The sequence below is a fragment of the Terrisphaera buseokensis genome, from assembly GCF_047521145.2.
Taxonomy (GTDB): domain Bacteria; phylum Verrucomicrobiota; class Verrucomicrobiia; order Opitutales; family Opitutaceae; genus ER46.
On sequence record NZ_CM134186.1, the window covers coordinates 1,198,689 to 1,225,305 of the forward strand.

Here is a 26,617-nt window from a genome sequence, read left to right on the forward strand (position 1 = left end):
TCGGCTGCCTCGTCCTGCGGCCCTATCGCGACCGCTGGTAAAACTCACCCGCGTACGAAAGCGTGCGGTTGCGCAAGGGTCGCAGCAGGCTGCCCGGCAGCGTCCCGAGAAGGCAGATTTGCCCGTCGACCCGCACGAACTGATAGCGATCGCGCAGGAGACTCGGTTCGGCCCGGTCGTTGAGTTGGAAGAGTGTCAGGGTCCCGGCGACTCCGATCGTGATGCCATGGTGTCCGGGCTGGTTGCCGGTCAGGTAAACGCCAGCCAACTCCTGGCTGTAGCTTTCAATCAGCTTCGGGTCGGTGATGGCTTCGTAGGCCGTGGGCGACGCAGCGCGGATCGTGAAATACGGATACAGGCAGTACGTCGCGAGCAGCAGGGCGACGACCGACAGTGCGACTTGAAACCGCGTGCGCTGAGGGGTGTCGGGCGGCGGTGGTTTGGGCAGGAAAACGCGGGACGCGACGAGCCTGCGGCAGCGCTCGGCCAGCAGGCGGCTGCGCTCGAGCGCGGTGCTGCCATCGATCTCGCCGATGATCTCCTCGGGCGTCATTACGATCATCGGGGCAAGCCGGTTGCGCGGGTCGTGCACGTAGAGGCGTCCGATGCCCGTGGTGACGAAGCGTTTCTGCCGGCGGGTCTCGAGGACGATCCGCGGTTCCGCCTCGACGTTCTCGATCGGATCGACGGAGCGGAAACGGACGAGCCACTCCACGACCCGGGCCTTTTCCAGCTCACCCAGCCGGCGTTCGCCGATATCCAGCGATGCCCGTCCGGTGTCCGGATCGAAATTCTCGAAGGTCGTGCGGATCATGGGGCCAGGTTACGGGAGTCGCACCCAGAGCACCGGCCAGCCGGCGAAACCGGCGCGGAAGTCGCCGGTCGCCAGATTGCCGTCGTCGATCGCGCGGTCGATGGCGGTCAGGTCATCGGTGGAAAGGATCAATGGGCTGGCGGGAGGAAACGCCGTAATCGCAATCATCAGGGTTCCGGGCGCGGGGACGCCCCGAGCGTCTTTTGGTCCGAGATTGACGAGGCGATAGAGGCCGCCGATCGGCGTCGGCGCGGTCCAGTTGATCTCGGCCAGCAATGACGCCATTCCAGCCGGCACGACGCCAGCGGCCGTGTCGTTGGGCAGGGTGCCGTTGAGGCGAACGTAGCTGCGCACCGCGGCGGCGGCGTTCGTGAGATCCTTGATCACCCGGCTCCGGTTGCGGCCGTGGTGGATTTGATGCGCGGCCGTGACCGTGGCCGCCAGCGCAAGGAACACGACGAGGCCAATCAGCAGGAAATTGAAGGTCCCCCATTCCTGTTCCTCAGGCTCTGCGGGAGAATCTTCCGCGGGAGCGTCGGGCACCGGCAGTGCCTCGGGAATGGCCAGTTTTTCGGGCGGGGTGGCTGCGGTGCCGGCGATGATTTCGGAAGGGGCCGACATGGCGGAAACGAAGTGCGGGCCGGTCGGTGAAAACGTGGTGCGTGAGGAAGAGGAATTGTGATCCCGCCGCGCGGCGGAACGAGGGGAACAATCGGTCGGGCGGGGAAATTCTTGACTCATTTTTTCCACGCCGCGGTCGCTGGTGCCATTGCCCAGGCCTTGAAGCCATGCGGGTAACACCAGCGACCGCGGACCGTTCGCGGCGCAGGGCACAGGCACGCACCGAGACGCACAATTCCGTTGCCGCACCCCGGCGTTTGGGGCGAAGTGCCGTCGCGCTTTCCCACCTGCGTGCCGGTTCATGACCCACCCGGCGACCCCGCCTCTTCGCATGAGCCTCTTCGCACCCCACCGTACCCGCCTGCTTGCCGCCCTCGCGACGACGCTCGCGTTGCTATCCAGCGCCTCGCTGTCACGCGCGCAAAGTGCGCCCGCCCCTTCCGCTCCGGCCGCGAAGGCCGACGAACTCATCGAGCTGTCGCCCTTCGAGATTCGCGAAAATGCCGACGACAAGTGGAACGCCTCGAACACGCTGCTCGGCAACCGCACCAACCAGGAGCTCCTGAAGGTGCCCGTCACGGTCGACGTCATGACGCGTGATTTCATGAACGACATCGGCGTGTTCAGCATGGACGACGCCGCGGCCTTTGTCTCGGGCCTGACGGTGACGCCGCGACTCGAGGCGCGCAACGACAACGGCCGGATCACGTTTCGCGGCCTCAGCGGCAGCAGCAACACCTCGCGCAACTTCTTCCAGTGGTCGGTGCCCTCGGACACCTACAACGTCGAGCGCCTCGATTTCGGCAAGGGGTCGAACTCCCTCATGTTTGGCGACTCCACGCCCGGCGGTCAGGTCATGACCACGACAAAGCGCGCGCGCTTCATCAACACCAACGAGGCCTTCGCGTCCACGGACACGAACGGTTCCTACCGCCTCCAGCTGGATCTGAATCGCAAGCTCACGAACCAGTTCGCGCTGCGGGTGAACGGCGTGAACCGCTCGGAAAAGAGCTACGTGAAAAACAGCTACCAGCGCTTCCGCGCGTTCGATGTCGCGCTGAGCTACCGGCCGTTCGCAAACACGTACATCAACCTCGATGCCGAGCGCGGCCTCTACCAGCGCCGTCGCGCCGACAACACCGCCGCGATTCGCGACGTCGCCGCCGCCGGCCGCAGCTTTTCCACCAACAACCGCTGGTACGTCACCTCCGACGGCGAAGTGATCCAGCGCACGAACACGAATCCGCCGCTGGCGATCGATCGTTCCGGCGTGGGCGGCGGCACGGTCTCGCTGCTCGAGGGCCAGTCCGTCTCGGTGCTCCTCCCCAACGGCACGCGCAAGACGTTCACCGGGCTCGATCGCTCGTTCAACATCCTGGGTTTCGGCGATTATCTCGACCGGCCCTTCAATGTCGTGACCGCCATGCTCGAGCAGTCCTTCGGCAAGCTCTCCATCCAGGCTTCGTACAACCAGCAGTTCCAGCATCAGGACCGCAACGACAACTCCTTCGGCGGCAGTGCGACGCCCCCGGTGCTCAACGTCGACGGCAGCGGCCGCCCCTTCATCGATCAGGGCGGCAATCTCACCGCGTATAAGATTTTCGGTAACACCTTCAAGGCGGGCCGGCTCTCGGTCGCGTATCCGTTCGAGTTCGGCAAGTGGATGAAGCAGTTCCTCGTGCTCACCGCCACGCGCAGCAAGGACTACGCCGTCAACCGCCGCTTCGGCCTCGCCAACACCGCGGCCCCGGGCCTCGCGGCGAACAACGCCGTGCAGTTCCGCGCCTATCTCGACGATCCCGCGTTTCTCGACGGCGGCGGCTGGAACAAGTTCATGATCGCGAATCTTCCGCGCACGGCGACGTTCACGCCGGAGATCGTGGAAAGCTACGTCAACACCGGCCCGTTCATCGACATTCGCTACGCGCGCAATCTCACCGCCTCGCTCTCCGGCGAATACTTCAACGGCCGGCTCACGTCGCTGATCGGCATCAGCCACAACCGCATCTCGCGCAAGGTCCCGGTCGAGGCGGCCTATGCCACCGACTCGCGCGGGTTCATCACGTTCTTCAAGACGCCCGAGGAAGCGCCGGAGATGTTCACCTACGATCCGAACTTCACCCTGTCCGCCGAGAGCCTGTCGTCCGGCCTCACCTACGCGCTGATCCGGAACGACCAGGTCCGGCTCAACGTCTACGCGAGCTACCTGCAATCCTTCAACTGGCAGTCGCAGCTCACCTTCACCGGCAAGAATCTCGGCCCCATCACCGGCACGACCCGGGAGATCGGCTTCAAGGGCGAGCTGTTCCGCGGCAAACTCTCGTATGCGGTCGCCGGATACGAGATCGATCGCGAGAGCGCGGCGTTTGCGTGGTCGCCCGACTCGCTCTCGGCCGTCCAGCTCGAGGATCTGTTCAATCCGAACAACCTCCTGCCCGCCGATCCGAAGTATTTCACGGTGGAGACCGGCCTCAACAACGAGCGGCGCACCGTCAACTCCCAGGAGAAGGCGCGCGGCGTCGAGGTCACGCTGTTCACCCAGCGCGTGCTTGGCCTGCAGACGCGCGTCACGTTTTCCAAATCCAAGGTCGAGGCCACGCGCAACTTCTCGGAGTTTCAAAGCCTGCTCGACGCGGCCATCGCCCGCACCACGGCGGCCAACGCGCCCGGCGGCGATCGCACGATGGCGGAAAGCGCCGCCTTCATCGCCAGCGCGCGGGATATCGTGGCCGCCAACACCGACATCACCGTCGTGACCGGCCGCCGCAGCGCGCCCTACACCGGCAGCTTCGCGTTTGATTACCAGTTCAAGCGTCCGGCCGGCCTGCGCGTGGGCCTCACGGGCGTGTGGACGCCCGACTACAACGTCGCGATTCTCGGTGGCGTGGTCTATCGCGACGGCGCCTCGTGTCCGATCGGCCTGTACGCGATGTACGACCTGAAGATCTTCGGCCAGCGCACGAATTTCCGCCTTGGCCTCAGCCGCGTGTACGATCTCGTGCAGGGCAACAGCGATTTCTACAAGACCGGGGCCAACAGCCTGAATACGCTGTCGGGCAAGCCGAACTACATCTACCGCTACGTCGATCCCATGACCGCCTCGCTGAGTGCGACGGTGCGGTTCTGACGTTGCGAGTTATTCAAATCGACGCTTGAGGGCGGCCGCCGGCACGGGGAGCGAACCTCCTGTCGCGCCGTGGGCGAGGCATCGCGCCCGGGCGTGAAGAGACGCCGGGCTGGCCGCGGCCTAGTGGCTATGAGCGCCAGCGAGTGGATGTGGGTTCACCGCCCGTGTGTCCACTCGCGCAAGCCCGTCGCCACCCGGCCGCCGACGTCAAACGGTCCGGTTACGCGGGCATGATTTCACGTTAACTGATCCCGCGCTGCGCCCCCGCATGACCGGGCCTGCGGTACTGCGAACCGGGTAGTTGCGACCCTTTTCGCCTTCGATGCGCCGCGCCACGAATCGTGGTGCGACGAAACGCGCGCCCGATGGCCCGCGTTCGCTCGCAGGAAATTTCCGGCCGCACTCCGAATCCCGCCCCTGTCCGTCATGAGAACTCCGACCTGGCCCGCCCTGCTGTTTGCAAGCGTCATCGTGATCAACGCCGCGATCGCGGCGGCTCCCCTCGAGCGCGCCGGCGCCGCGTTTGAGCTGCCGCGGCTCAAGGCCCGCGGCAATCCCGACGACCCGGACGTGATGGCCCGCGCCAAGGCAACGGTGGACTTGCTGGAGCCGGGAACGAATTTCCATGCGCAACGGGTCACGAGCGGGACGCTGGCTTACCTGGCCGTCGTCGGCGGCAAGAGTTGGTCGCGACCCCTGCGGGGCGGACCGCGGGACACGACGTTCGTTTCATTCCTGGCGTATGGTTCCACGGATACGGTGATCGATGTCGCCGGTGCCCGGCTCCGGATTCGCGCCGGCGCGACGCCGGGTCAGGCACAGCTGCAGGTCGGATATCGTGCTGCGTCAGGCTTGACCTGGATCAACACAGGCGGGCCGATCAGGTTTGAAGTCCACGGCGGCCGGAATCTTGCGGCGCTTCCGGTGCTGACGCTGCGACTGGATCGCCACGCGGGCGTGTGGGATCTCTATGTTGCCCGCCGGCTGGTGCTCACCGATCGGCCGCTCGGCCCGCTGCCCAAGGGAGCGCCGAATCAGTTTACCGTGTTCGCCGGAGCGGAAGGGGCCCTGGTCAGCGGCCTGGTCAGCGCGGACGAGAATCCGCTCTGGGAGGACGAGAATGGCAACGGCATCGACGACGACTTCGAACAGCGACAGCGCGGCGCCTTGCTCCCGCGCGGTGCGGCTTCCGGTGTCGATCGCACGCGTCTGGCTCAGCAGTGGCAGCAGGATCCGCAGCACCGCCGCCTGCAGCCATGGCCGGTACAACGGCCGTTACCGGATACGGCCCGAGGTGCGGCCGCGGTGACCGCAGTGAAAAATGCGGACTAGCCCACACGCCGCGAGCTCCGATCCCCTTGCCGCCATGGAAGCAACGACGAAACGTATCGACTGGGCGTTCTGGCGTCGGTCCGGGTGGCATCGCGCTTGGCCGACGTTGCTGGTTCTATGGTCGCTCGTTGCCGTCAAGGCTCCCGCGGCCACCTGGGTGCCGGAACAGACGCAGCCGTCGGTGTGGGTTGATTCGCCGACCTGGCTCTACGGCTGGGTCGACGGGCACATGACTGTGGGGTATTGGTTGCCCGCCTACGACGACACGCGGTGGTCGGACGCGCATTGGGAGGATCGCTGGGTCGAGGCCACCACCAGCCAGCAATGGATCGAAGGCTACTGGAACAGTGTCTGGACCGATGGCTCTTGGAATAACCAGTGGGTCGATGGCTACTGGGATTGGCAGTGGACCGATGGATACTGGGAGGAGTCATGGAACGACGGGTACGCCGAGAATCAATGGACGGACGGCTATTGGGACGATGATGGCAATTGGAACGAGGGATCGTGGTCCACGGTGTGGGTGGACGGTTACTCAACCTCAAACTGGGTGGAGGGATCCTGGTCGGCCAACTGGGTCGACGACCACTGGGACTCGTCGTGGACGGAAGGTTCCTGGAACAGCGAATGGGTCGAGGGTACGTGGGCGGACATCGAGGTGCCCGCCCACATGGAGTCGGTATGGGTTGAAGGCGAGTGGGTGACCGTCACGGTGCCCGCGCAGTACGTTGAACCGTATTGGGTGGATGGCTATTGGGGCTGGACGTTGTCGCCGGGCTATTGGTCCCAACCGATCGTCGTACCCGCCCACTGGGAAGGTCCGTGGCTCTGGTCGGATTTCGATGAACCCACGGGCGACTGGTTTGACTACACCTCGTGGACACCCGACGCCGGCACGGTGCCCGCGCCGCAGAGTTTTACGCAGACGCGAACGGCGTCGCGCAACCGTCGCATGGGGCAGAGGAACGAGGCGGGCGACGAGCGCAATGTGGCGACCTACGCGGAGCCGGGAAGTTTCACTCGGATTGAGACGGGAACGGGCGGCGCAACTCCGGGTGGCGGTGGCGGCGCTCCGATTTCGGTGCCTTCGATCACGAGTTCTCCGTCATCAGTCGCCACGGTGGGGCTGGCATTTGGCTATCAGGTGGCCGCGAACCCGGCGGCAGCTGAGGTTGCCGTCACGGGGTTGCCGGCGTGGCTCACCTTCGATTCGTCCACGCGCGTCTTGCGCGGAGTACCGACGGCACCCGGCACCTATGTCCTGGTATTGACGGCGAGCAACGCACTCGGTGCGAGCGCACCGTTCACGCTTACGGTGACCGTCGGATCGTTTCCTCCCCCGACACAGTTCCGCCACACGGAAGTGGGCTCGAACCACGTCGCCCTGACGTGGAATGCTCCGGGGGGCGGACTGGGTGTCGACTACTACGAATTGTCGAACGGTGCCGGGCCCCTTGTCTTCGCCGAGGCGGACGCCACGAGCTTTCTGTGGGCGGGATTGAGCCCGCTCACGACCTACGCGTTTCAGCTTCGCGCGGTCGATTGTGCAGGCAACCGATCCGCTTGGGTGGCACTGGCGGGTGTCCGGACGAGTCCCGCAGGCACGCCTTCCGGATCATCGAAGTGGGTGGATCTGGCGCGCACGGATCACGCCGGCGGGAGCAACTACGTCACTACGCCGCCGGATGGAGTTCGCGATGAAGTGATCGGAGTCGATCAGGACCGTTTCGCGGCAAGTGTCCTGCAGTCGTCCTGGTCGTTTTCGTTTAATAACTTTTGGACGCTGTGGGGGATCACCTGGCCGGACGGGGCCTTCACGCCCAACTTCACGTTCGCGCTCATGCTGCAGCCGGATTGGGATTACTCGGCCCCGCTGACGAGTGTCGATCTCGAGCTGAGCTTTGTCTCCGAACCGAACCAGACTTACGCCATCCTGGCGGACGACAGCGAAGGGCATGTGTTTCAGCCGCAGAACGCCGTGCAGCACAGCCTGCCTGCTTCTTTTCCGAATCTGGAACGGCAGCACATTTATACGTCAGTCGCGCTCGATCGCCTCCAGTTCGCCAAGTTCTACCTCGTTCGCTATGCTGCTCCCATCGGCAGCGTGTCGATTCCCGGCAGTTCCAGTCGGGTGCCCGTCGGAGCGGCGCGTGGCGGTGGCGGCGTCCTTGCATTGCCACTGCCGTCGACAGGTAACGTGGTGCTAAGCATCAAAGACGCCGTCGGTGCTCTGCTGAAGGCGGGCTCGACGGTGGCGTGGGAGGTGTGGGACGGAGTCGGCAAAATTCGGGTCGGCTCCAGTACGGTCGGTGACTTGCTCGACGTCGGCATTTCCACGTCCGGTCAGTTTCAGGTCGGACTGAAACTGGATGATTCGGCCACCGTTTGGATCACGGTTGACGTGCAGCCGCCGGGGCCGGCGCTCAAATCGCGCGACCGCTATCTGAGTGGAACCATCGACACCGCCTCCGAGCTGTACCGAACAAATCAACTGGAATTCATCAATACGTCGACCGGTGAAAGTCTCGGGACGTACAGACTCGACGGCAATTCGAGCACACATCTTTACGCGACGGAGAGTGAGATCCTGTCGGATGCCGAACTCGATGGCGTGCTCACGGGCTCGCTGACGTCGTTGTCTGCGCAGCTCAACCAGCCCGTGGTTTTCTGGCGGCAGTCGCCCGGCTCGTCTGCCATCCGCTTCGCCGCGGTTTTCAGCGGGCTGGGTGCGATTGAAATCCGGGTCAGGCACAGCAGTGGAACCATCCAGCACACGGTGCGGCACACGCTGACCTCCGAGCCGAACTTTGGCGGACTGTTGTCCCACTTGGACAGCCGAATCAAATCGCTGGAAATGCCGGCAGTCGCGCCGTGGTCGTTGCTGCCGCCGTTGAGCGGGATCGACGACGAGGACGACAGCTACGTGGCCGCGTCGCGAGTGCCGGCTCGGGCTCAGGCGATCGCCACTGCCCCGGACTTACGTCCGCCTCCGAAGGCGCGAACCGGATGGCAGACGAATTTTCTGGTGAAGGCCGCCACTGCTGCCGATCGCGCCCTCGATGCGTCCGCCTCCACGGCGGAGCTTAATCTCAAAATGAGTGGCGGGTATATCAAGGGCTACGTCGATGGGCTCTGGGATGGATTCAAGTCGGATGTGATGGGCATCGTCGAAGTCGCGCAGATGGGAGCCGAGGGGCTGATCGGTGACTTCGATCGCGCCAAGGCGATTTGGGACGGGATCCGCCAGCTCGCTGCGCTGGATGCCGCTGGCCGGTCCGCGCTCTTCGATTCCCTCCTCGATAAGTTTGTCCATCGGGCGACGATTGCCGTGCCTTGGACACCCGCGGGCAGCGATGCGGATGAATGGGGCGCGGCGGCCTATATGAGCGGATATACCGGTGGTTTCGTTACGGAACAGGCCGTGGCGATTTTCGCCGGCGGCGGGCTGGTGTCCAAAATCGGGCAGGCAACGAAGGTGGCGCTCAGCGGTACGCGTCTTGGTCAAGTTACCGGATCGATGGTCTCGAATGCGCGGCGATTCACCACCGGTGCATTCCTGGCCGCGGCCAGACCGGTGTCCACTTATGGCACAGGAGCGTTGCGGGCGATGCGCAAGGCGATCGACGACCTCGCCAAAGTGGTGATCGATCAAACCACCACCGTGGGAAACGAGTTCGCTGCGGTCATGGAACGTTTGGGCGTGAATCGCATCACGTACCAAAAAGTCGCCGACGACCTCGGCAGCGCCTGCAAGTCGGAGGCCGAGTGGTTGCGGGTCGGGATCTCCGGCAACGCGCACATCGCCACGCTCTCCGCGAAATTGGGCGGCCATCTGACCGAAAGTGGCATGCGCGGATTTCTCAATCTGTGGAAAGGTGCGCTCCGCGATGGGGCGGGTGGGGATTTCATGCACCATCTATACAATGTATGCACAAAAGGAGGCTCTCTCGACAAACAAGCACTCGCCCGAGTGCTGGAGATGTTTGATGCGGCCACTAGTAGTGGGTTCCGATTCACGCCAGATGCACATGACCTTACGAAATGGATTTCGCCCGCTGGTTGGGTCTACGAACTCGGCGGTTGGGAGGGGCATCGGCTCCTACACAATCTGGCACACGGAGTCTCAAATTATGTGCCATTCGGGAAAATTCAAAAGCCTAGACATTCTGTATTTGCCGGCTTGCAGCATGAAATATATGGATTGATCGACGAAGCTTGGAACAGACCAAGAATTCATGGACTACTTAAGGATGGGATGGCTTCCGATGAATTAGTCTGGATCTGTGAAATGGGGCGAGTAATCGGTACTAACGGTGAAACTAAAGTTCGTATAGTTGTCGAAACTGCGGGTTCGCGAATTATCACTACTGCCTATCCTGTATTCAAATGAGCTCAGAAATTTGTCCGATTTGCGGTCAAGGCTGGATTGAACAGGTTGTGATCGTACCGTTGGCACGACGACGCGCCTGGATTTGCGGGGAGTGCGATGCAATTTGGGATGCTGAAACTCGAGGGAATCCGAATGTGCATCAAACGTTCGGGCACTACATGAAGCTTAGAGGCTTCAGGGGTACTTGGGATAACCTTGAAATCATTTCCACCGACGGAAAAGGGGAGGCATCTGACGCCAGTAAGTGAGTTTTGCCTTTAAGGCCGACTTCCGTGGAAAACTCCCCGCTAGGAAAAATACGAACGTCACCCTAACGGCGTTCCTAAGCACGCATTGAAGAATGCTCGGCCCTTCGAGGCGATCCGACCTTTCGTTCTCCTGCCGGAATCGCCCAGCGCCACATGATCGCAGTTCACCCCTTCCATATCCGCTAGGCGATTTTTCAATCATGCGTTCAATACACTTTCGTTTTTTGGTATTTAGCATTTTTGCTTTGAGGGCGATCGTTTCGCAGCTTGACGCCCAATCATCCAATGCATCCGCCCGCGCTCCCTCCCCGCTCGGCTTGCCTCGCCTCGGCAGCAATCTCTCGCCTGGGGCGGTGTCGAAGCTGCCGGCCTCGCAGTTCACCGTCGACGACCTCGCAGCCCGCGGCGCTGCCGGTGTGACGAAAGTACGCCGTGATGACCTCGATGTCCTCACGCTCGCCGCCGGTCGCGAGTGGTCGCGGCCGCTGCGGGGCTCGCCGCATGAGATCACCTTTGTCTCGTTCCAGTTGCAGGCTTCGGCCTCGACGATCGTCGATGTCGGTGGCGCCCGTCTCGGTGTCATCATCAGTCCGATCACCGGACGCGTGCAGCTCATGTTCGATGAATCCTCAGGCACCGCACGGCAGTGGAAACCACTCAATGTTCACGTCGGGCTCGCGCGCTTCGGCGGCAGCGCGCTCGGCGCGTTTCCCATTCTTACGGTGCGGCTCGATGCGGCGACCGACTCCTGGGATCTCTACGCCGGCAGTCGGCTCCTCGCCGATCACCTGCCGTGCCTGTCGTCGAGGGGCGGCGATCGTCGGTTTGTTCTCCGCGCCGGCGCGGAGGGCGCGTGGCTCACGGGCCTGGTGATGGCGGACGAGCATCCGCTTTACGCCGATGCCAATGCGAATGGGATCGATGATGCGTTTGAGATTCGCGCGCGTGGCGGTCTCCTCGCTTCTGATGCAACCTCCGCCGTCCGCGGCGAACTGCTGCAGCAGTGGAAGCGCGCCCAGCTGGGTGAGCCGCCGCCCTCGTTGCACGTCGTGAGTCCTAAGCCGGATTCCACGGTAGCGACTGTGCTTCCGGCGCGGTAAGCGGGCGAACGAAGCCTCCGTCACTCACCGGCCGGGGCGAGCGTGCGTCTGACGGTGACCGTCGACCCAGTCGGCCCACAGGATCGGCAGCCATTGGGCCTGGCCGACCCACGCCATGGCGGTGATGCTCGGCGCTGGCGCGCCGAGGGCGTTGCCAAGGTGAATACCGACGAGAATCGTGCTCAGCGTTCCAAAGCCGGTGCGTCTTATCCGATCGGATCACTCGGGCGGCGCGACAATGGAGCCAGAGCCCGAAGCCGAAGTTGAGGCTTTCGAAGAACAGCGATGCCGGTAGCGACCCCCAAAACCCGAAGCCGTATCGTGCGCCGTCGCCGCGGTGTGGCGGTAGGTTCCAGTGATGAACCACCAGGTCCAGTATCCAGTGGCTCAGCACGGCGACCGCGCAGACTGCTGCGCCGCGCGGTTGAGGCCGAGTCCGACTCGGGAAGTGCCCGATGAACCCGGCGCCCTTTCCTGAAGCGAGTTCCCGCGCTGCTGTCGATGCGGATGGCGGTCGCCACGGCGGGAGCAGGGCGCGAAAAAAAGGCCGCCCGATGAAGGGCGGCCGGGGGCGATGCAAGAACGAAGGGGAGACCCGCCCTAGCGGTATTCTTCGCCGGTGATCGCGTTGATGATTTTGAAGTTCTCGACGTGGTAGTTGAGGTCGGCGCGGAACGCCAGTTTCACCCCGAACAACTTCTCCATCCGCACGAGGAGGTCGGCGTCCTCGCTCCGCAGCCGCTCGAGGATGCTCGGATGCACCAGCACGCGCAGGGAGTATTCCTTGCCGTCGTTGCGCAGCTGGAGCCGGCGGACGACCGAGCTGAGCTTGCGCTGGAGCTCGACCGACATCGTTGTAGCCGATTTTACGATACCGCGGCCGCGGCAGTACGGGCAGTCCGTGTACAGGTTGGACGAGAGCGACTCCTGCTGCCGCTGGCGCGTCATCTGCATGATGCCGAGCTGCGAGATGGGCAGGATGTGGTTCTTGGCCTTGTCCGACGACATCAGCTCGACCATCTTCTCGTAGATGGCGTTGCGGTGGCGCCGTTCCTTCATGTCGATGAAGTCCATGATGATCAGGCCGCCAAGATTGCGGAGCCGGATCTGACGGGCGATTTCGGCCGCCGCCTCGAGATTGACGGCGTAGATCACGTTCTTCTCGTCGCCGCCGCGGTTCTTGTGCGAACCGGTGTTCACGTCGATCGCGATGAGCGCCTCGGTTTCGTCGATGATGATTTCGCCGCCGCTCGGGAGCGGAACCTTGCGCTGGCCGGTCTGCTCGATCTGGCGCTCGATGTTGAAGCGCTCGAAGATCGGAATGCTGTCCTTGTAGAGGGCGATCTTGGAGGCGCCGCGCTTGGAGATCTGGCCGACGAGCTTCTGCGTGCGCTCGTGGTCATCCTTGCTGTCGATGAGCACGCGATCGACCTCCTCGGTGAGGAAATCGCGCACGGTGCGCTCGACGAGATCGGGCTCCATGTAGAGACAGGCCGGAGCGCGGTCGCTCTTCATCTTCGCCTGGATGCCTTCCCACGTCTTGAGCAGGAGGTGCAGATCGCGGACGAAGTAACGCGCCTTCTTGCCTTCGCCCGCGGTGCGGACGATGACGCCCACGCCCTCCGGCAGGGTGAGTTCGTTGATCAGGCCCTTGAGGCGCTTGCGCTCGAGCGGATCCTCAATCTTACGCGAGATGCCGCAGCCGTCGCTGAACGGCGTGAGGATCAGGTAGCGACCAGGCAGCGAGAGATTCGTCGTGGTGCGCGGACCCTTCGTGCCGATCGGACCTTTCGTGACCTGGATGACGATCTCGCTGCCGGGCGGGTAGAGTTGCGGGATGTCCTTGACCGTCGGCTCCGCCGGGCGCTCCGGTGCGTTCTTGCGCTTGTTGACGCGGACCACCTCGACGGACGAGTCGGCCGCGGCCGGGAGCATGTCCCAGTAATGCAGAAACGCGTTCTTGGTGTAGCCGATGTCGACGAACGCAGCCTTGAGGCCCGGGTCGAGATTCTTGATGCGGCCCTTGTAGATACCGCCGACCATCCGGTTGTCGGACTCGCGCTCGATCTCGAACTTCTCGAGCCGGCCGTCGACGAGGAGCGCGACGCGCTTCTCGAGCGGTTCCGAATTGATGATCAGCTCGCGGTAGGAGCCTTTTTCTTTCTGAAACACCGCGAGAATTTTCTGCAGCAGCGGACGGTTCTTGGCGCGTTCGGCGGCTCCCGCCTTCAGTTCAGACTGGCTGACTGGGGCGGATTCGTTCTGCGGGGGTGGATTGACGAGTTCCTCGTCATACTTAGAGGCGACGTCCTGAGGGACGCCGGATTGAGGTTGCGATGACTGTTGATCGCTCATGGTGGGTGTCGTGTCTGGTTTGCACGGTGGCCCAACATGCGGGAGTTGCAGCGCAGGAAATTCTGGCAGAGCGGTCCATGACGCCGGGGGATTTCATGTGAAATCCTTCCTGAAGCGCCAGACGCTCTGGACCAGTCCTTGCAGCAAACAGCAACTAAGCACAAAGGAGCCACCGTAGCTGATGAAGGGAAGCGGTATGCCCGTAATGGGCACCAGCCCGATGGTCATGGCGATGTTCACAAACACATGCACCGTGAAAAGCACCGTGACGCCGATGGCGAGCAAGGTGCCGAACCGGTCCCGTGCGGAACCGGCGATGCGAATGCCGTTGAACAGAACCAGCCCAAACAGGCCCAGGACCGTGAGGCTTCCCAGAAATCCTTTTTCCTCGGCGATGACCGAGAAGATAAAATCGTTGTGCGCGACCGAGCGCGGCAGGTAACCGAGCTGTGCTTGCGTTCCCTCCGTCCAGCCTTTGCCGACGAGTCCGCCGCTGCCGACGGAGATCAGCGATTGCTGGAGGTTGTAGGTGACGCCGATCCCCTTGGGATCGACTTTGTCCGGCGCGATGTAGGCCAGGATCCGGTTGCGCTGGTAATCGTGGAACGGGACGATCCCGTTGCCCTCCTTTTCGAAACGCCCGGTCTTCACGTAATCATAGCCGTGAGCATCCATGAACTTCATGTAGCGCACGCAATCCCAAGCCACCAATCCGACGATCACCAGAAACGCGCCGAGCGCCGCCACAAAAAAACGCGGCGACAGCTTCGAAACGTAAAGCATGGAAAAAACCATGGGGGGCAGGACGATGGCCGACTTGAGGTCAGGCTGGAGCAGGATAAGGAACAACGGCGCACCCACCGCAAGGGCCAATTTCCCCAGCGTGCCCAACGACTGCCGCACGGTGCCGATTTTGGAGTGCACGAGGACCGTGGCGGTGATTAACAGCACCGCAATCTTCGCCGTCTCCGACGGCTGATACGTCCCGAACGGCCCGAGTGGAATCCAACGGCTCGCCCCCCACTTTTCCGCCACCGCTCCACCTACGCCAGGGATCAGCACCACCAGCAGCGGAATCAGGCACGCTGCATAAAACCAATGGGCGATGCTCAGCCAGAAGCGGTAGTCGATCAGGGAAACGCCGACATAGACCGCTGCGCCGGCAGACAAATAGACGATTTGCTTGAACCACTCCTGGCGCAGGAGCGATGAGGTGCTGCCGTGTGGCACCGAAAACTGTGCGGAGTAGATGAACGCCACGCCAAACAGGCCCAGCCCGATGAGCGCGAGCGGCGTCAACAAATCCCAGTTCGACCGCGTCGTGGGCTTGAAGAGCAGACTGAAGGTGTGCGAGAGCGCGAGACGGTTCACATCAGCGGGAAGGCGAGGCCTCCAAGTCAGTCTCACGCGCCGCCGGGTGCAAGGCCGCACCGGGTTCCTCGACGGATTCCAGCGTGTTTCGGTCCGGGTCCGCTGAACGCGGCGCGTTCGCGATGCCCAGCAGGCTCCAGAACACGACCGCGCCCATCGGGCCTTCGAGCACGACGCCGAGACACGCGCTGACAAAAATCACCCACACCGCCGCCCACAGGCCGAGCGTGGGAAATTCAACCTCCGGATCGCGTACGACGCGCCAGGTCCGCACGACCATCAGCGCGACCAGGCAGGCCAGCACGGCGAGGCCGACCAGACCCATGCGGCCGATCGTGCTCACGACGATGCTGTGCGGGCTGCGGGCCGAGAATTCATCGGCCATGTCAGGGTTGTATTCCTTCAGGAAATTGCGCGCGAGGTCGTAGCCGAAGCCGAGGCCGAATACCGGATTCTGCTGCAAGGTGTCCTGGACGACTGTTCGCCACCACACCGCGCGGAACCGGTTGTTGTCTCCCTTCATGCTGCTCTCCTCCGTCACATACGTGCCGCGGCCCATCAAGTCGCCGATCGACGCCACGCGCTCCACCGTCGCATCGAACTTCCGCTGCGCCCACGGATTGTCCGTCAGGAGCGCCAGACCCGACACGACCAGCAGCGCCGCGGCGAGGCTGGCGACCTGGATGCCGACGATCCGCCGCGCCGTCGACAAGCTCAGCCACGTCAGTGCCACCACCGCGCCGAGCATCGAGGCCCGATTCTCGCCCGCGATCACGTAGAGTAATTCGACCGTGGCCAGCGGCCACGCCCACCAGCGGTGGACGCCCCGGGTGTTCAACAGCAGCACGAGCGCGCTGACCGCCGTGAACGTGAGCGCGAGATCGCCCTTGAAGTAGATCAGCGGCACGCCGCGCACGGCGAATTGGTTGAGGAAGAAATCGGGAAACACTTCCGTCAGCGCCGCGGCAATGGGCTGCACCACGCTCGCCGCCACCAGCGCCCGGAGCAGGAACCCGCGCGACTCGCCGCCCGCGACGTGCTGGGCGATGAAGAAGAACGACGCGTAATAAATCATCGCGTAGTCCCGCAGCGCCACGAAACCAAACGGGCCGACGTCGAACAGCACGCGCACCGTGCCCGCGACGATCCACGCGAGCACGCAGCCGTTGAGCAGATTCCGTCGGAACGGCAACGTGCGTTGCTGGGCGCACTGGACCGCCAGCCAGCCACCCGCGAGCAACAGGCCGATCTCCGCGGGCAGCAACGGGAGTTGCACCGACGGCATGAGCTGCGCGAAGCCGCGATTTCCGACCAGATAGCCGAAGATCAATCCGCCGATGACAATCGCATCGAGCGACACGCGAAACGCGATGACCAGGCTGGCCCCCAGCGTGACCACTGTTGCCAGCACCGGCCAGAAATAGTCACCCGTTGCCAGCTGCCACGCTAGCCAGACCGCGACGACAATCGCGCCAGCCATGATGATGCGCGAGCGGAGGAGGAGACTCATGGGTTCGCGGAAGCAGTCGTGAGCACCATCAAGTGCACGCCGGAGACCTGCTCAATCGCAAAGCGCCGGCTCGACGCTGACTCCGCGACGCGGGCACCGGAACGAGCCCCGGGAGCCGTCGGGTCCGGAACGGGAAATGCCGTCGAGCCTTCTCGCCCGGCCTAGAACCCGCGTTTTTGCAGCGCGCTGCTCAGTTCCTGCATGAACGCCTGGCCGTCGGCCGGCGTCGGCCGGTAGCCGGGCTTGCTGACTTCGGTGAAACCGGGACGGCCGTATTGATCGACGATCCACTTGGCGGTGACGCCGTCGCTGAACGTGACCGTGCCGCTGGCCATCGCGCCGGGAATCAAGGTGAGCTTGTCGACGGCCACGGCGACGTTGCTGGCGCCGCCTTCGGGCGGCAGGTCGTCGAAGGCTTCCTCACCCTCGGGGGCGAGGCCTTCGTCCGCGGGCAGGTCAGCGTCACCCTCGTCGGCGCCGGCGAGATCGGCCGGGCCTTTTTTCCCTGCGGCCGCCTGGCGTGGCGCGGGCGCTTCCGGGGGCGGCGGGGTCTTGCTGACGTCGCTGGTGTCGACCTTCGGCGCGGCGTCTTTCAGTTGAAGATCCAGGTCATCCACCAGGAACCGGACATCGCGGTACGTGAGCGAAATCTGAAACTGCTCCATCAGTTTCTTCTGCACGGCGGAAAGGTTGTCGCCGGCGGCGACCCACGAGACGACGGCTTTCTTCTGGTCGGGATTGAGGGACATGGATGAGGAGTTGAAAGGTGAAGGGTGAAAGTTGAAAGAGCGAACCAGTTTACGGCTCGCAGCCGTACTTTCAACTTTCACCCTTCATCTTTCAACTGCGGGCGCGGCGCGCCCGCCACCGCCTTACTTCGACAGCTGCGTCTTGAGGAACTCCACGCTGCCGCGCGCCGACTGGTCCTGCTCCATCATGTTGTCGACGGCCTTGCAGGCGTGAATCACGGTGCCGTGGTCACGGCCGCCGAAGGCGTCACCGATTTCCTGCAGGGAATGCTTCGTCAGCGTGCGGGCGAGGAACATCGCGATCTGGCGCGGAATGGCGATGTTGTTGGGCCGGCGCTTGCTCGTCATGTCGCTGTGCCGGATCTGGTAGTGATCGGCCACGCGTTTCTGAATCGTCTCGATCGTCAGGATGTTCTGGGCCTGCTCCATCAGCACGTCGTGCAGCAGGCGCTCGGCGGTCGCGAGGTCGAGCGGCTTGCTCGTGAGCGCGGAATAGCTGGATACCTTCAGCAGCGCGCCCTCGAGGCGGCGGATGTTCTTGGTGATGTTCTGCGCGATGAAATTCAGGATCGGATCGGGCAGGTTGCAGTTCAACGACTGCGCCTTCGTGCGCAGGATCGCCACACGCGTCTCGAGGTCGGGCGCCTGGATGTCGGCCGGCAGGCCCCATTCGAAGCGCGACACCAGCCGCGCCTCGAGCTTCTGAATCTCGCTAGCGCGGCGATCGCTGGTGAGGACGATCTGTTTGCCGGATTCGAAGAGGTCGTTGAAGGTGTGGAAGAATTCCTCCTGAATCCGCTCCTTGCCCGCGAGGAACTGAACGTCGTCGAGCAGCAGCACGTCGGCATGCCGGTAACGCTGACGGAACTTGATCAGGCTGTTCTCCTGCAGCGCCTGGATGAACTCGTTGGTGAACTTCTCGGTCGAAAGGTATGCGACGCGGGCATCCTGGTTGTGCCGCAGGATCGTGTGGCCGATCGCGTGCATCAGATGCGTCTTCCCGAGGCCGGTCTCGCCGTAAAGGAAAAGGGGATTATAGGCCTGCGCGGGCGCCTGGGCGACGGCCATCGACGCGGCGTGCGCCATCTGGTTGTTGGAACCGACGACGAAAGTCTCGAAGGTATTCCGCGGATTGAGCGTGCCAGCCGTGGGGCCGCGTTCGTCGTAACGGGTGGCCCGGCGCGGCGTGGCGGCCTTGACGCGGGTCGTCGCACCGGCGTCGGCGTGCGACCGGCCAGCTTGGCCCGTGGCCGGGGCGGCGCCGTTGGCCCGGGCGGGGGTGTCGATCTTCCGCAGCGTGACGTTGACCATCCGGCCCGCGGTGAGCCGGAGCCGCTGCGTAATCAGATCTAAGTAGTTATCGTGAATCCAAATTGCCGCGAAGTCGTTGGGCACGCCCAAGGTCATGCCCTGATCGGTCGATTCGAGGCAAACGAGGGGCTCGAACCACATCTGGAACACATCCTCCGGAAACAGCGACTTGAAGTCACATTTTACGGTTTCCCAAAGGTTCGGAGCGAGGACGGACGATGACATGGTCAGGCGATGGAAGGCGGGTTTATTCACACTGCGCCGGGGACCGCTCCTTCATCATGTCAAAATCTCCTGGCAGGCGTCGTCGCGCGGTAACAAAAATCGGGTCAAATCACCGGCGCCCAGTGGTGCTGGGGCGGCAGGGATGTAAGTCCCTGGTGAGTTGTGGGTAGTAGCTGCTGTTACTGCGGGCGCCGCTGAACCGGGTTCATGCGACATGGGAAAGAACAATTCGAGGACGAAGCAGAATTGGGCGAGGGCGCAGTAACTGTGAACCAAAAAACCATTTCAAGGCGAAGTTTCCCACAACTTGTTCACACCGGATCTGAGCATAAGTATTTTCATTTTTTCGTTGCCACATCTCGCCAAACTTCGGCGACGAAAAATGAGCCCAAAACGGCGTAATTTCGCCAGTATTACGCGACCCGGAAACCGGCTTCGGAAGCCGCCCCGGGCGGGGTGGTATTGTTACGTATAAGTGACGGGCGTTGGAAATTCGAATACGCCCCGGCCGGTGAGTTACGCCACGACGGGCTCCGGATCGACCCACTTGCCATGCTCCTTGATCAACGCGATCAGCCGCGCATCGGCTTCCGCCTGGGGGATGTTGTATTGGACGCAGTTCTTGCCGACGTAGAGGTTGATCTTGCCCGGGGCGCCGCCGACGTAGCCGAAATCCGCGTCCGCCATCTCGCCCGGGCCGTTCACGATGCAGCCCATGATGGCGAGCTTCACGCCCTTGAGGTGGCCGGTCTGCGCGCGAATGCGCTGCGTGGTGGTCTGCAGATCGAAGAGCGTGCGGCCGCAGCTGGGGCACGCGACGAACTCCGTCTTCGAGATGCGCGCGCCCGCGCCCTGCAGGACGTTGTACGCGAGCTTGGTGGCGCGCACCGGATCCGCCTCCGTCTCGATGCTGAGGCAGTCGCCGATGCCGTCGCAGAGCAGCGCGCCGCTGAGGAACGACGCCTCCAGCAGCTTCGAGAGAAAACTGTTGTCGCCCTGCAGCGCGGTCGCGGCGGTGTTGCGGATCCAGACCGGCGCCTTGGAGTCGATCTGGCGCAACGCCGCCGCCAGCTGGCGGTATCCGCCGATTGAATGCGTCGCGCCGGCCGGCACCGCCTGCAGCGTGAAGAGCAAATCGCGATCGCCGAGCGCGCGGAGCGTGGACTCCAACGCGGTCACCGCGACCGGCTCCAGCTCGAGCGCGAGCCGGCAGTGGTGCGCGCGTGCCAGCGTGGCGAACGCCGCGAGCGCGTCCGCGTCGCCGGCTTCGAACGTTTTTAACAGCACGGTGCCGCGGCGCAGGGCGGCGGCGTGCGGTGCCACGTCCGCTGCGCTCAGACCGCCCAGGTCGATCACGTACGCGGCCGGGGCCGGGTCGGGCAGGCCGGCCAGCGCGGCCGCGGACTCGACCGTCACCAACACGCCCTCGACCGGCGTGTCCTTGAGCACGGGAGACAGCAGGCGGGGCAGGACTTCGCCAAGCGTGGCGGTTCCGCCTGCGCGTACGATCACGCGCGGGGGCTGTTCGGGGCCGACGGCGATCGAGGCACCCAGGGTCAGCGACTGCGTTTCCCGGCGCACGAAGCGGTACGGGTCGACGCCGTCTTCGACGGCCGTATCCGGCGTGGCCGGACGGCGCGACCAGAGTGACATCGTCTTGGCGGCGATGGCGCGGGCGACGGGAATCTCGTACACGCTGTCCTCGGTGAGCGAGACGCGGATGGTGTCGCCGAGGCCGTCGATCAGCAGCGAGCCGATCCCGATCGCGCCCTTGATCCGTCCGTCTTCGCCGTCGCCGGCCTCCGTCACGCCCAGATGCAGCGGATAGTGCATGTCTTCCTGCGCCATCCGGGCCACGAGCAGCCGGTACGCCTGGATCATCACCTTCGGGTTCGACGACTTCATCGACAGAATCAGCGACCGGTAGGAATGCGACTCGGCGATGCGGAGAAACTCGAGCGCACTCTCAACCATGCCGAGCGGTGTGTCGCCGTAGCGGTTCATGATTCGATCGCTCAGCGAGCCGTGATTCGTGCCGATCCGCATCGCGCGGCCAAGTTGCTTGCACCGCTGCACCAGCGGCGAAAACGACTCGTGGAGCCGCTGCAGCTCGGATTCGTAGTCGGCGTCGGTGTATTCGCGGACGTTGAATTTTTTCTTGTCCGCGTAGTTGCCGGGATTGACGCGGATTTTTTCCACGTGCTCGACCGCCTCCATGGCCGCGCTTGGGAGAAAGTGGATGTCCGCCACCAGCGGAATCTGCCGGAAGCCCGCGGCGTCGAGCTGCGCGCGAATGTCCTGCAGGCAGCGGGCCGCGGCGACGTTCGGCGCCGTGATGCGCACGATCTCGCAGCCGACCTCGGCGAGCGCGATCGACTGCCGCACGGTGGCGGCAATGTCCTGCGTGTCGCTGGTCGTCATCGACTGCAGGCGCACGGGATGATTTCCGCCGACACCCACCGAGCCGACCATCACCTCAAGCGTGGGACGGCGGACGGTGTTCACTCGCGAGGCGCAGTAGGACATGGAGAGGCGCAATGAAGCGGGAAAACGGCGATTTGGCGAGCCGCGGTGCGCGTTGATGAGAGGTGGCGTTTGTTCCTCTGGCCGGAGGGCTGGGGGGGCGTCGAGACAGGAGTGGCGGCGGGCGCCGGCGAGGGGACGTGCGGCGAAAAAACGCCCGCTCACGTCCGTGCGTCCCCGGCCACGGATCGTCGCGGAGTCCAGGTAGGACTCGACTCGGACGCGGGCGGCTTTGGCTGCGACGACGCCCGGCTACTTCGCGGGCGCGGGGGAGGGCGCGGACTCGGCGGGTACGGACGGCGCGGGCGCCGGAGCGGGTGCGGCTTCGGCGGCGCGATCGGCCTTCACGTCGCGGACAATTCGACGGACGTCAAAGACGCTCACGTAAAGCACCATCGAGAACAGCAGCACGAGAAACACGCTCTGCGCCGTCATGATGAAACTCACCGGCAGCGGCCGGCCGCGGAGCCGGCCAATCGTGGCAAACAGCATTTGTCCACCATCGAGCACCGGCATCGGCAGCAGGTTGAAGATCGCGAGGTTGATGTTGACCAGAATCGTGAACCACAGCGCGAGTGGCAGACCGGCGCGCGAGACGGCGATGAAATTGTCGATGATGCCGATCGGGCCGCTGAGGTGCGACGCGTTGATGTCGGATCGCGGATTGATCAGCGCCCAGAGCGTGCGAAACGTCTTCACGATCGTGTCCCTGATTTGCAGGAACGGATTCGGGTGGACGACCGTCACGCCGGAATTGATCCCCGACAGCCCCAGCTCCGCGATCTTCGCGGCGGGCGCAAGCGTGAACGTCGGCTGCTCGGTGCCGCGGGCGACCGTGAGCTGCATCGGCTTTCCGAGGCCCTTGCGGAAACCGTCGAACAGCTGCGTGGGCGTAAGCGTGGGCGCGCCGTTGACTGCCTTGATCAGGTCGCCCGGTTGCAGTCCGGATTTTTCCGCGGGCGAGCCGGGCGTCATGGGTCCGACGTAGAGCTTCGCCACGGTTTGGAATCCGACTTTGCGCACGTTTTCGTCCCCGCTCAGGATGGGCTGAATCGGGACGTCGATCAGGGCGTTGTCGCGCTTCAGGGTAAACGTGGTCTGCCGCTCGCCCTGCTTGTTCCAGCCGCTGCTCAACGCGAGGTGTTCCACGATGTCCGCGAAACTCTCCACGGGCTGGCCGTCGACCTTGAGAATGACGTCACCGGGCTTGAGGCCGGCCTTCACCGCCGGGCTGACGACATCCTTGCCGGAGGAATCTTTGATCGTCGGCGCGATCTCTGCGATCGTCGTCGAGGTGAAACCGGTCGCGGCGGGCTGACCAATCACCCAGACGATGCAGGCGAGGAAGAAGGCGAAGAGGATGTTGAACGCTGCGCCGGCGGCGAAGACGATCATCTTGGTCGCGTAGCTGACGGGCGGGAGCTTCGCCGTGTCGACGCTGCTCTGGCCCTCGACCGCGCCGAGGTCGGCCAGTTGCGGCAACAGCACGTAGCCGCCGAGCGGGAACCACGAGACCCGGTATTCCACGCCGTCCTTGCCCGTCCACTTGAAGATCGCGGGACCGAAGCCGATCGAGAAGCGCTCGACGACCGCGCCGCGCCGGCGGGCCGCCAGAAAGTGACCGAGTTCGTGGACAAAGATCGAACCGCCGAACAGCAGCACCACGAGAAACAGGACCCAGAGGTTGGTCAGCAGGGATTGAAAGAGATCGAAGGCCACAGAGGTCAGCGCGGGTTACGAGGCAAGGGAGGAGAGATGAGCGGAGGCGATGCGGCGGGCGTCGGCGTCGAGAGCGATGACCGCCGGCAAGTCAGCGGGTTCAAAGTTTTTCAGCGCGCCGAGAGTATGTTCGACGACGCGCGGAATCGCAAGGAAGGGAATCCGGTCTCCGAGGAAGGCCGCGACCGCCACCTCGTTGGCCGCGTTGTAGATGGCCGGCGCCACCCCGCCCGTGACCATCGTTTCCCGGGCGAGCCGCAGCATCGGAAAACGCCCTTCATCCACCGGCCGAAACTCGAGTCCGAGCACCCGGGTGAAATCAAGCGCGGCGTCAACCCCCTGGACACGCTCCGGGTGGAGCAGCGCGTGCTGGATGGGAAACGTCATCGAGGGCGGACACAGCTGGGCGAGCATCGCCCCGTCGTTGAACTCGACCAGACAGTGGACGATGCTCTGCGGGTGCAGGACAGCGGTGCATTGAGCCGGTTTGAGCCCGAACAGCCACTGCGCCTCGATCAGTTCGAGCCCCTTGTTGGCGAGCGTCGCCGAGTCGACGGTGATCTTAGGCCCCATGGCCCAATTGGGATGGCGGAGGGCGTCGGCCGGCGTGACGGCCCCCAGCTTCTCCGCCGGCCAGTCGCGAAACGCACCGCCGCTGGCGGTCAGGACGATGCGGCGGACGCCGGCGTGCGGGTGGCCTTCGAGGCATTGGAAGACGGCGTTGTGCTCGCTGTCGACCGGCAGCAGCTTCACGCGGTGCTGGCGCGCGGCGGCCATGATGAACTTACCCGCGAGGACCAGAATTTCCTTTGAAGCCAGCGCGAGATCCTTGCCGGCGGCGATGGCGTTGAGCGCCGGTTCGAGGCCGGTGGTGCCGACGACGGCGACGAGCACGATATCGGCCGCGGGTAGCCGGGCGAGTTCGTTCAGGCCGGTGAGTCCGCCGACCAAATGCGTCCCGGCCGGGAACGCGCTGGCATTGTCGCGGGCGGAGGCAAAGGCCGGGGCGTCGAAGACCCCGACGTGACGCACGTCGAACTTACGCGCGATGGCTGCGAGTTTCTCCCAGTTGGCGCGAGCCGCGATGCCCACGAGTTCCAGCTTGTCGCGGTGCGCGGCGAGGACCCGGAGGGTGTTTTCGCCGATCGAGCCGGTGGCGCCGAGCAGGACGACGCGTTTACGGCGGGCGGGAGTTGCGAGAGGGAGTGCGGCCACGAAAGCCGCCAGTTATGCGCGAGGACGCCGGCCGTCGGCAAGCTTGGGGTGGGGCGCGGGCGGTAACGGGAAACGTTACGGGTGGCTGAGCGGAGGAGTTGAAAGGTGAAGGGTTAAAGTTGAAAGAGCCCAGGCAGGCGCGATGCAGCCACGGACTCCACTCCGAAAGGTCAGGGATCGTCTTTCAACTTTCACCCTTCACCTTTCAACTGCCCTACGACTCACCTGACGTCCTCACGCGTCGAGCTCACGTATCCATCACGGCAGCCGGAACAGAAAATACCCAATCGGCGCCACGAGAATGAGACTGTCACTGAGATCGAACATGCCGCCGATGCCCGGGATCGTGCGGCCGGAGTCCTTTATGTTGGCGCGACGCTTCAGCACCGACTCGACCAGGTCGGCGACAATGCCGACGATGCCGATGGGCGCGGCCATCAGCGCGGCGACGAGCGGCGTCATGTGCGCGGGAAATTGATCGCGGGCGAGCCAGGCGACGAAGGCGCCGACGCCCATGGAAACGAGCACGCCGCCGACCGCGCCTTCCCAGGTTTTCTTCGGACTGATTTGCGGCGACATCTTGTGCTTCCCGAATGCCATGCCCGCGAGCAGCGCGCCGGTGTCGCAGAATTTCGCCACCGCAATCAGCCAGAGACAGAGCAGCAGGCGGCCGGTTGGCGTGACCGTGTCCCCCGGCACCGGAGTGATGATCGCGACCAGATACTGCAGCATCACCGCGACGTACACGATGCCGAAGAGCGTCGACGCGAGCGACTCCACGCGGGTTTCCGGCGTGCGTTCGCCGAGCAGGCGAATCGCGAACACGATTACGGACGCCGGCAGCAGGAGGTTCATCGACCAGCCAAACTGGACCTGAAACCAGGGGGCGAGCGTGATGAAGCCGCCGATCACCATGCCGAACTTGTCGAACGGGTCGTAACCCGACGCGTGCATGAGTTGGTAGAACTCGCGCAAGGTGAGCACCGAGACAAGCGTCACGATGACGAGGGCGCCATTCGTGCGGAAAAACCAGAGCGCCAGGCCGAGAACCGTCCAAAGCGAGACTGTGCTGAAAATGCGTTTGCCCATGCGAAGCGAGAGACCGGTGCTGGACGGATCGGTGCGTTACTTCGCCGCCGCCGGTTTCAGTTGCTCGCTGGTCAGGCCGAAACGCCGCTCGCGCCGGTTGTATTCCGCGATGGCCGTGGACAGATCCGCCTTCGTGAAATCGGGCCAGAGGACCGGCATGAAAACGAATTCCGCGTACGCGGCCTGCAGCAGGAGGAAATTGCTGATGCGCGTCTCGCCCGAGGTGCGGATGACGAGGTCCGGGTCGGGCATGTCTCCGGTGGACAGATACCGGCTGAACGTGCCCCACGAACTGTCGTTGAGCTTCTCCTTGCCGGCGGCGACGGCGGCGGCGTACGAGCGCGCGGCGTCGACAACCTCGGTGCGCGAACCGTAGTTCAACGCGAGCACGAGCGTGTAGTCGTTGAAGTGCTTCGTCTCCTCCATCGTCGTGCGCAGCATCTTCTGCACGCCCGCGGGCAGCTCCTCCGTCCGGCCGATGGTGCGCAGTCGCACCCGATCGCGCACAAACGTTTCGAGCTCCTTTTTCAGGTAGTATTCCAGCAGCGTCATCAACGCGCCGACTTCCTCCTGCGGCCGCTTCCAGTTCTCGATCGAGAAGGCGTACAACGTCAGCATCCGCACCCCGAGATCGCGCGCCGCAAACGTCGTCGTGCGCACGGTCTCGACGCCCCGACGGTGCCCTTCGATCCGGGGCAGGCCGCGCTGCTTGGCCCAGCGGCCGTTACCGTCCATGATGATGGCGACGTGGGGCGGAACGTTTTCGGCAGGTGCAGGCATGCAGCGAAGGCCGACGTTGGGCCGCGGGACGCGCCTTGACAAGCCGCCATCATTGGCCGGGAAACCGGAGCGTCCGGCGCGGGCGCATTGCTCGCAGGCGTTCCTCTCCGCTCGAGCGCAGTGAGACTTCCTCCTGGG

General features: G+C 64.1%; 16 protein-coding genes. 4 read left to right on the forward strand and 12 right to left on the reverse strand.

The features are described 5' to 3' along the window. Nucleotides 1–22 precede the first annotated feature (22 nt). On the reverse strand, nt 23–814 hold the full coding sequence (locus ACLJEU_RS04295) for a hypothetical protein (protein WP_414660802.1): 792 nt from the start codon (nt 812–814) through the stop codon (nt 23–25). A 9-nt stretch (nt 815–823) separates the two neighbouring features. After that, nucleotides 824–1,435, reverse strand: coding sequence for a hypothetical protein (locus ACLJEU_RS04300; RefSeq protein ID WP_414660801.1), 612 nt, complete (start codon nt 1,433–1,435; stop codon nt 824–826). Between the two features lie 331 nt (nt 1,436–1,766). On the opposite strand from ACLJEU_RS04300, the gene ACLJEU_RS04305 reads away from it, so the two are divergent. The 4 genes from ACLJEU_RS04305 to ACLJEU_RS04320 all read left to right on the forward strand — a co-directional run bounded on the left by ACLJEU_RS04305 (nt 1,767) and on the right by ACLJEU_RS04320 (nt 11,632). Next, a complete protein-coding gene (locus ACLJEU_RS04305) occupies nt 1,767–4,562 on the forward strand; it encodes a TonB-dependent siderophore receptor (RefSeq protein WP_414660800.1) in 2,796 nt (931 codons plus the stop codon). Between the two features lie 426 nt (nt 4,563–4,988). Next, nucleotides 4,989–5,894 (forward strand): hypothetical protein, encoded by a 906-nt coding sequence (locus ACLJEU_RS04310; protein ID WP_414660799.1) that lies wholly within the window; start codon nt 4,989–4,991, stop codon nt 5,892–5,894. Nucleotides 5,895–5,928: 34 nt separating this feature from the next. Then, nucleotides 5,929–10,284 (forward strand): putative Ig domain-containing protein, encoded by a 4,356-nt coding sequence (locus ACLJEU_RS04315; RefSeq protein WP_414660798.1) that lies wholly within the window; start codon nt 5,929–5,931, stop codon nt 10,282–10,284. A 565-nt stretch (nt 10,285–10,849) separates the two neighbouring features. Next, the gene (locus ACLJEU_RS04320; protein ID WP_414660797.1) at nt 10,850–11,632 is read left to right on the forward strand and encodes a hypothetical protein; all 783 of its coding nucleotides are present in this window, start codon (nt 10,850–10,852) and stop codon (nt 11,630–11,632) included. A 600-nt stretch (nt 11,633–12,232) separates the two neighbouring features. On the opposite strand, the gene ACLJEU_RS04325 is transcribed toward ACLJEU_RS04320, so the two are convergent. From ACLJEU_RS04325 to ACLJEU_RS04370, 10 genes are all read right to left on the reverse strand, one after another. Then, a complete protein-coding gene (locus tag ACLJEU_RS04325; RefSeq protein WP_414660796.1) occupies nt 12,233–13,987 on the reverse strand; it encodes an Rne/Rng family ribonuclease in 1,755 nt (584 codons plus the stop codon). 93 nt (nt 13,988–14,080) lie between these two features. Further along, nucleotides 14,081–15,358, reverse strand: coding sequence for an FtsW/RodA/SpoVE family cell cycle protein (locus tag ACLJEU_RS04330; RefSeq protein ID WP_414660795.1), 1,278 nt, complete (start codon nt 15,356–15,358; stop codon nt 14,081–14,083). A gap of 1 nt (nt 15,359) precedes the next feature. After that, nucleotides 15,360–16,868 carry an O-antigen ligase family protein gene (locus ACLJEU_RS04335; RefSeq protein WP_414660794.1) on the reverse strand — a complete coding sequence of 503 codons (1,509 nt, stop codon included), beginning with the start codon at nt 16,866–16,868 and terminating at the stop codon, nt 15,360–15,362. Between the two features lie 161 nt (nt 16,869–17,029). Further along, nucleotides 17,030–17,617, reverse strand: a complete 588-nt coding sequence (locus tag ACLJEU_RS04340) for a hypothetical protein (RefSeq protein WP_414660793.1) — start codon at nt 17,615–17,617, stop codon at nt 17,030–17,032. Between the two features lie 123 nt (nt 17,618–17,740). After that, nucleotides 17,741–19,153 carry a chromosomal replication initiator protein DnaA gene (gene dnaA, locus ACLJEU_RS04345; RefSeq protein WP_414660792.1) on the reverse strand — a complete coding sequence of 471 codons (1,413 nt, stop codon included), beginning with the start codon at nt 19,151–19,153 and terminating at the stop codon, nt 17,741–17,743. Nucleotides 19,154–19,669: 516 nt separating this feature from the next. Then, complete coding sequence (gene ispG / locus ACLJEU_RS04350) at nt 19,670–21,679, reverse strand: (E)-4-hydroxy-3-methylbut-2-enyl-diphosphate synthase (RefSeq protein WP_414660791.1); 2,010 nt, start codon at nt 21,677–21,679, stop codon at nt 19,670–19,672. A 249-nt stretch (nt 21,680–21,928) separates the two neighbouring features. After that, nucleotides 21,929–23,395, reverse strand: a complete 1,467-nt coding sequence (rseP, locus tag ACLJEU_RS04355) for an RIP metalloprotease RseP (RefSeq protein ID WP_414660790.1) — start codon at nt 23,393–23,395, stop codon at nt 21,929–21,931. Nucleotides 23,396–23,410: 15 nt separating this feature from the next. After that, nucleotides 23,411–24,610 carry a 1-deoxy-D-xylulose-5-phosphate reductoisomerase gene (gene dxr, locus ACLJEU_RS04360; protein WP_414660789.1) on the reverse strand — a complete coding sequence of 400 codons (1,200 nt, stop codon included), beginning with the start codon at nt 24,608–24,610 and terminating at the stop codon, nt 23,411–23,413. 258 nt (nt 24,611–24,868) lie between these two features. Further along, nucleotides 24,869–25,699 carry a phosphatidate cytidylyltransferase gene (locus ACLJEU_RS04365; protein ID WP_414660788.1) on the reverse strand — a complete coding sequence of 277 codons (831 nt, stop codon included), beginning with the start codon at nt 25,697–25,699 and terminating at the stop codon, nt 24,869–24,871. Between the two features lie 36 nt (nt 25,700–25,735). After that, nucleotides 25,736–26,479 (reverse strand): isoprenyl transferase, encoded by a 744-nt coding sequence (locus ACLJEU_RS04370; protein ID WP_414660787.1) that lies wholly within the window; start codon nt 26,477–26,479, stop codon nt 25,736–25,738. Nucleotides 26,480–26,617: the final 138 nt, after the last annotated feature.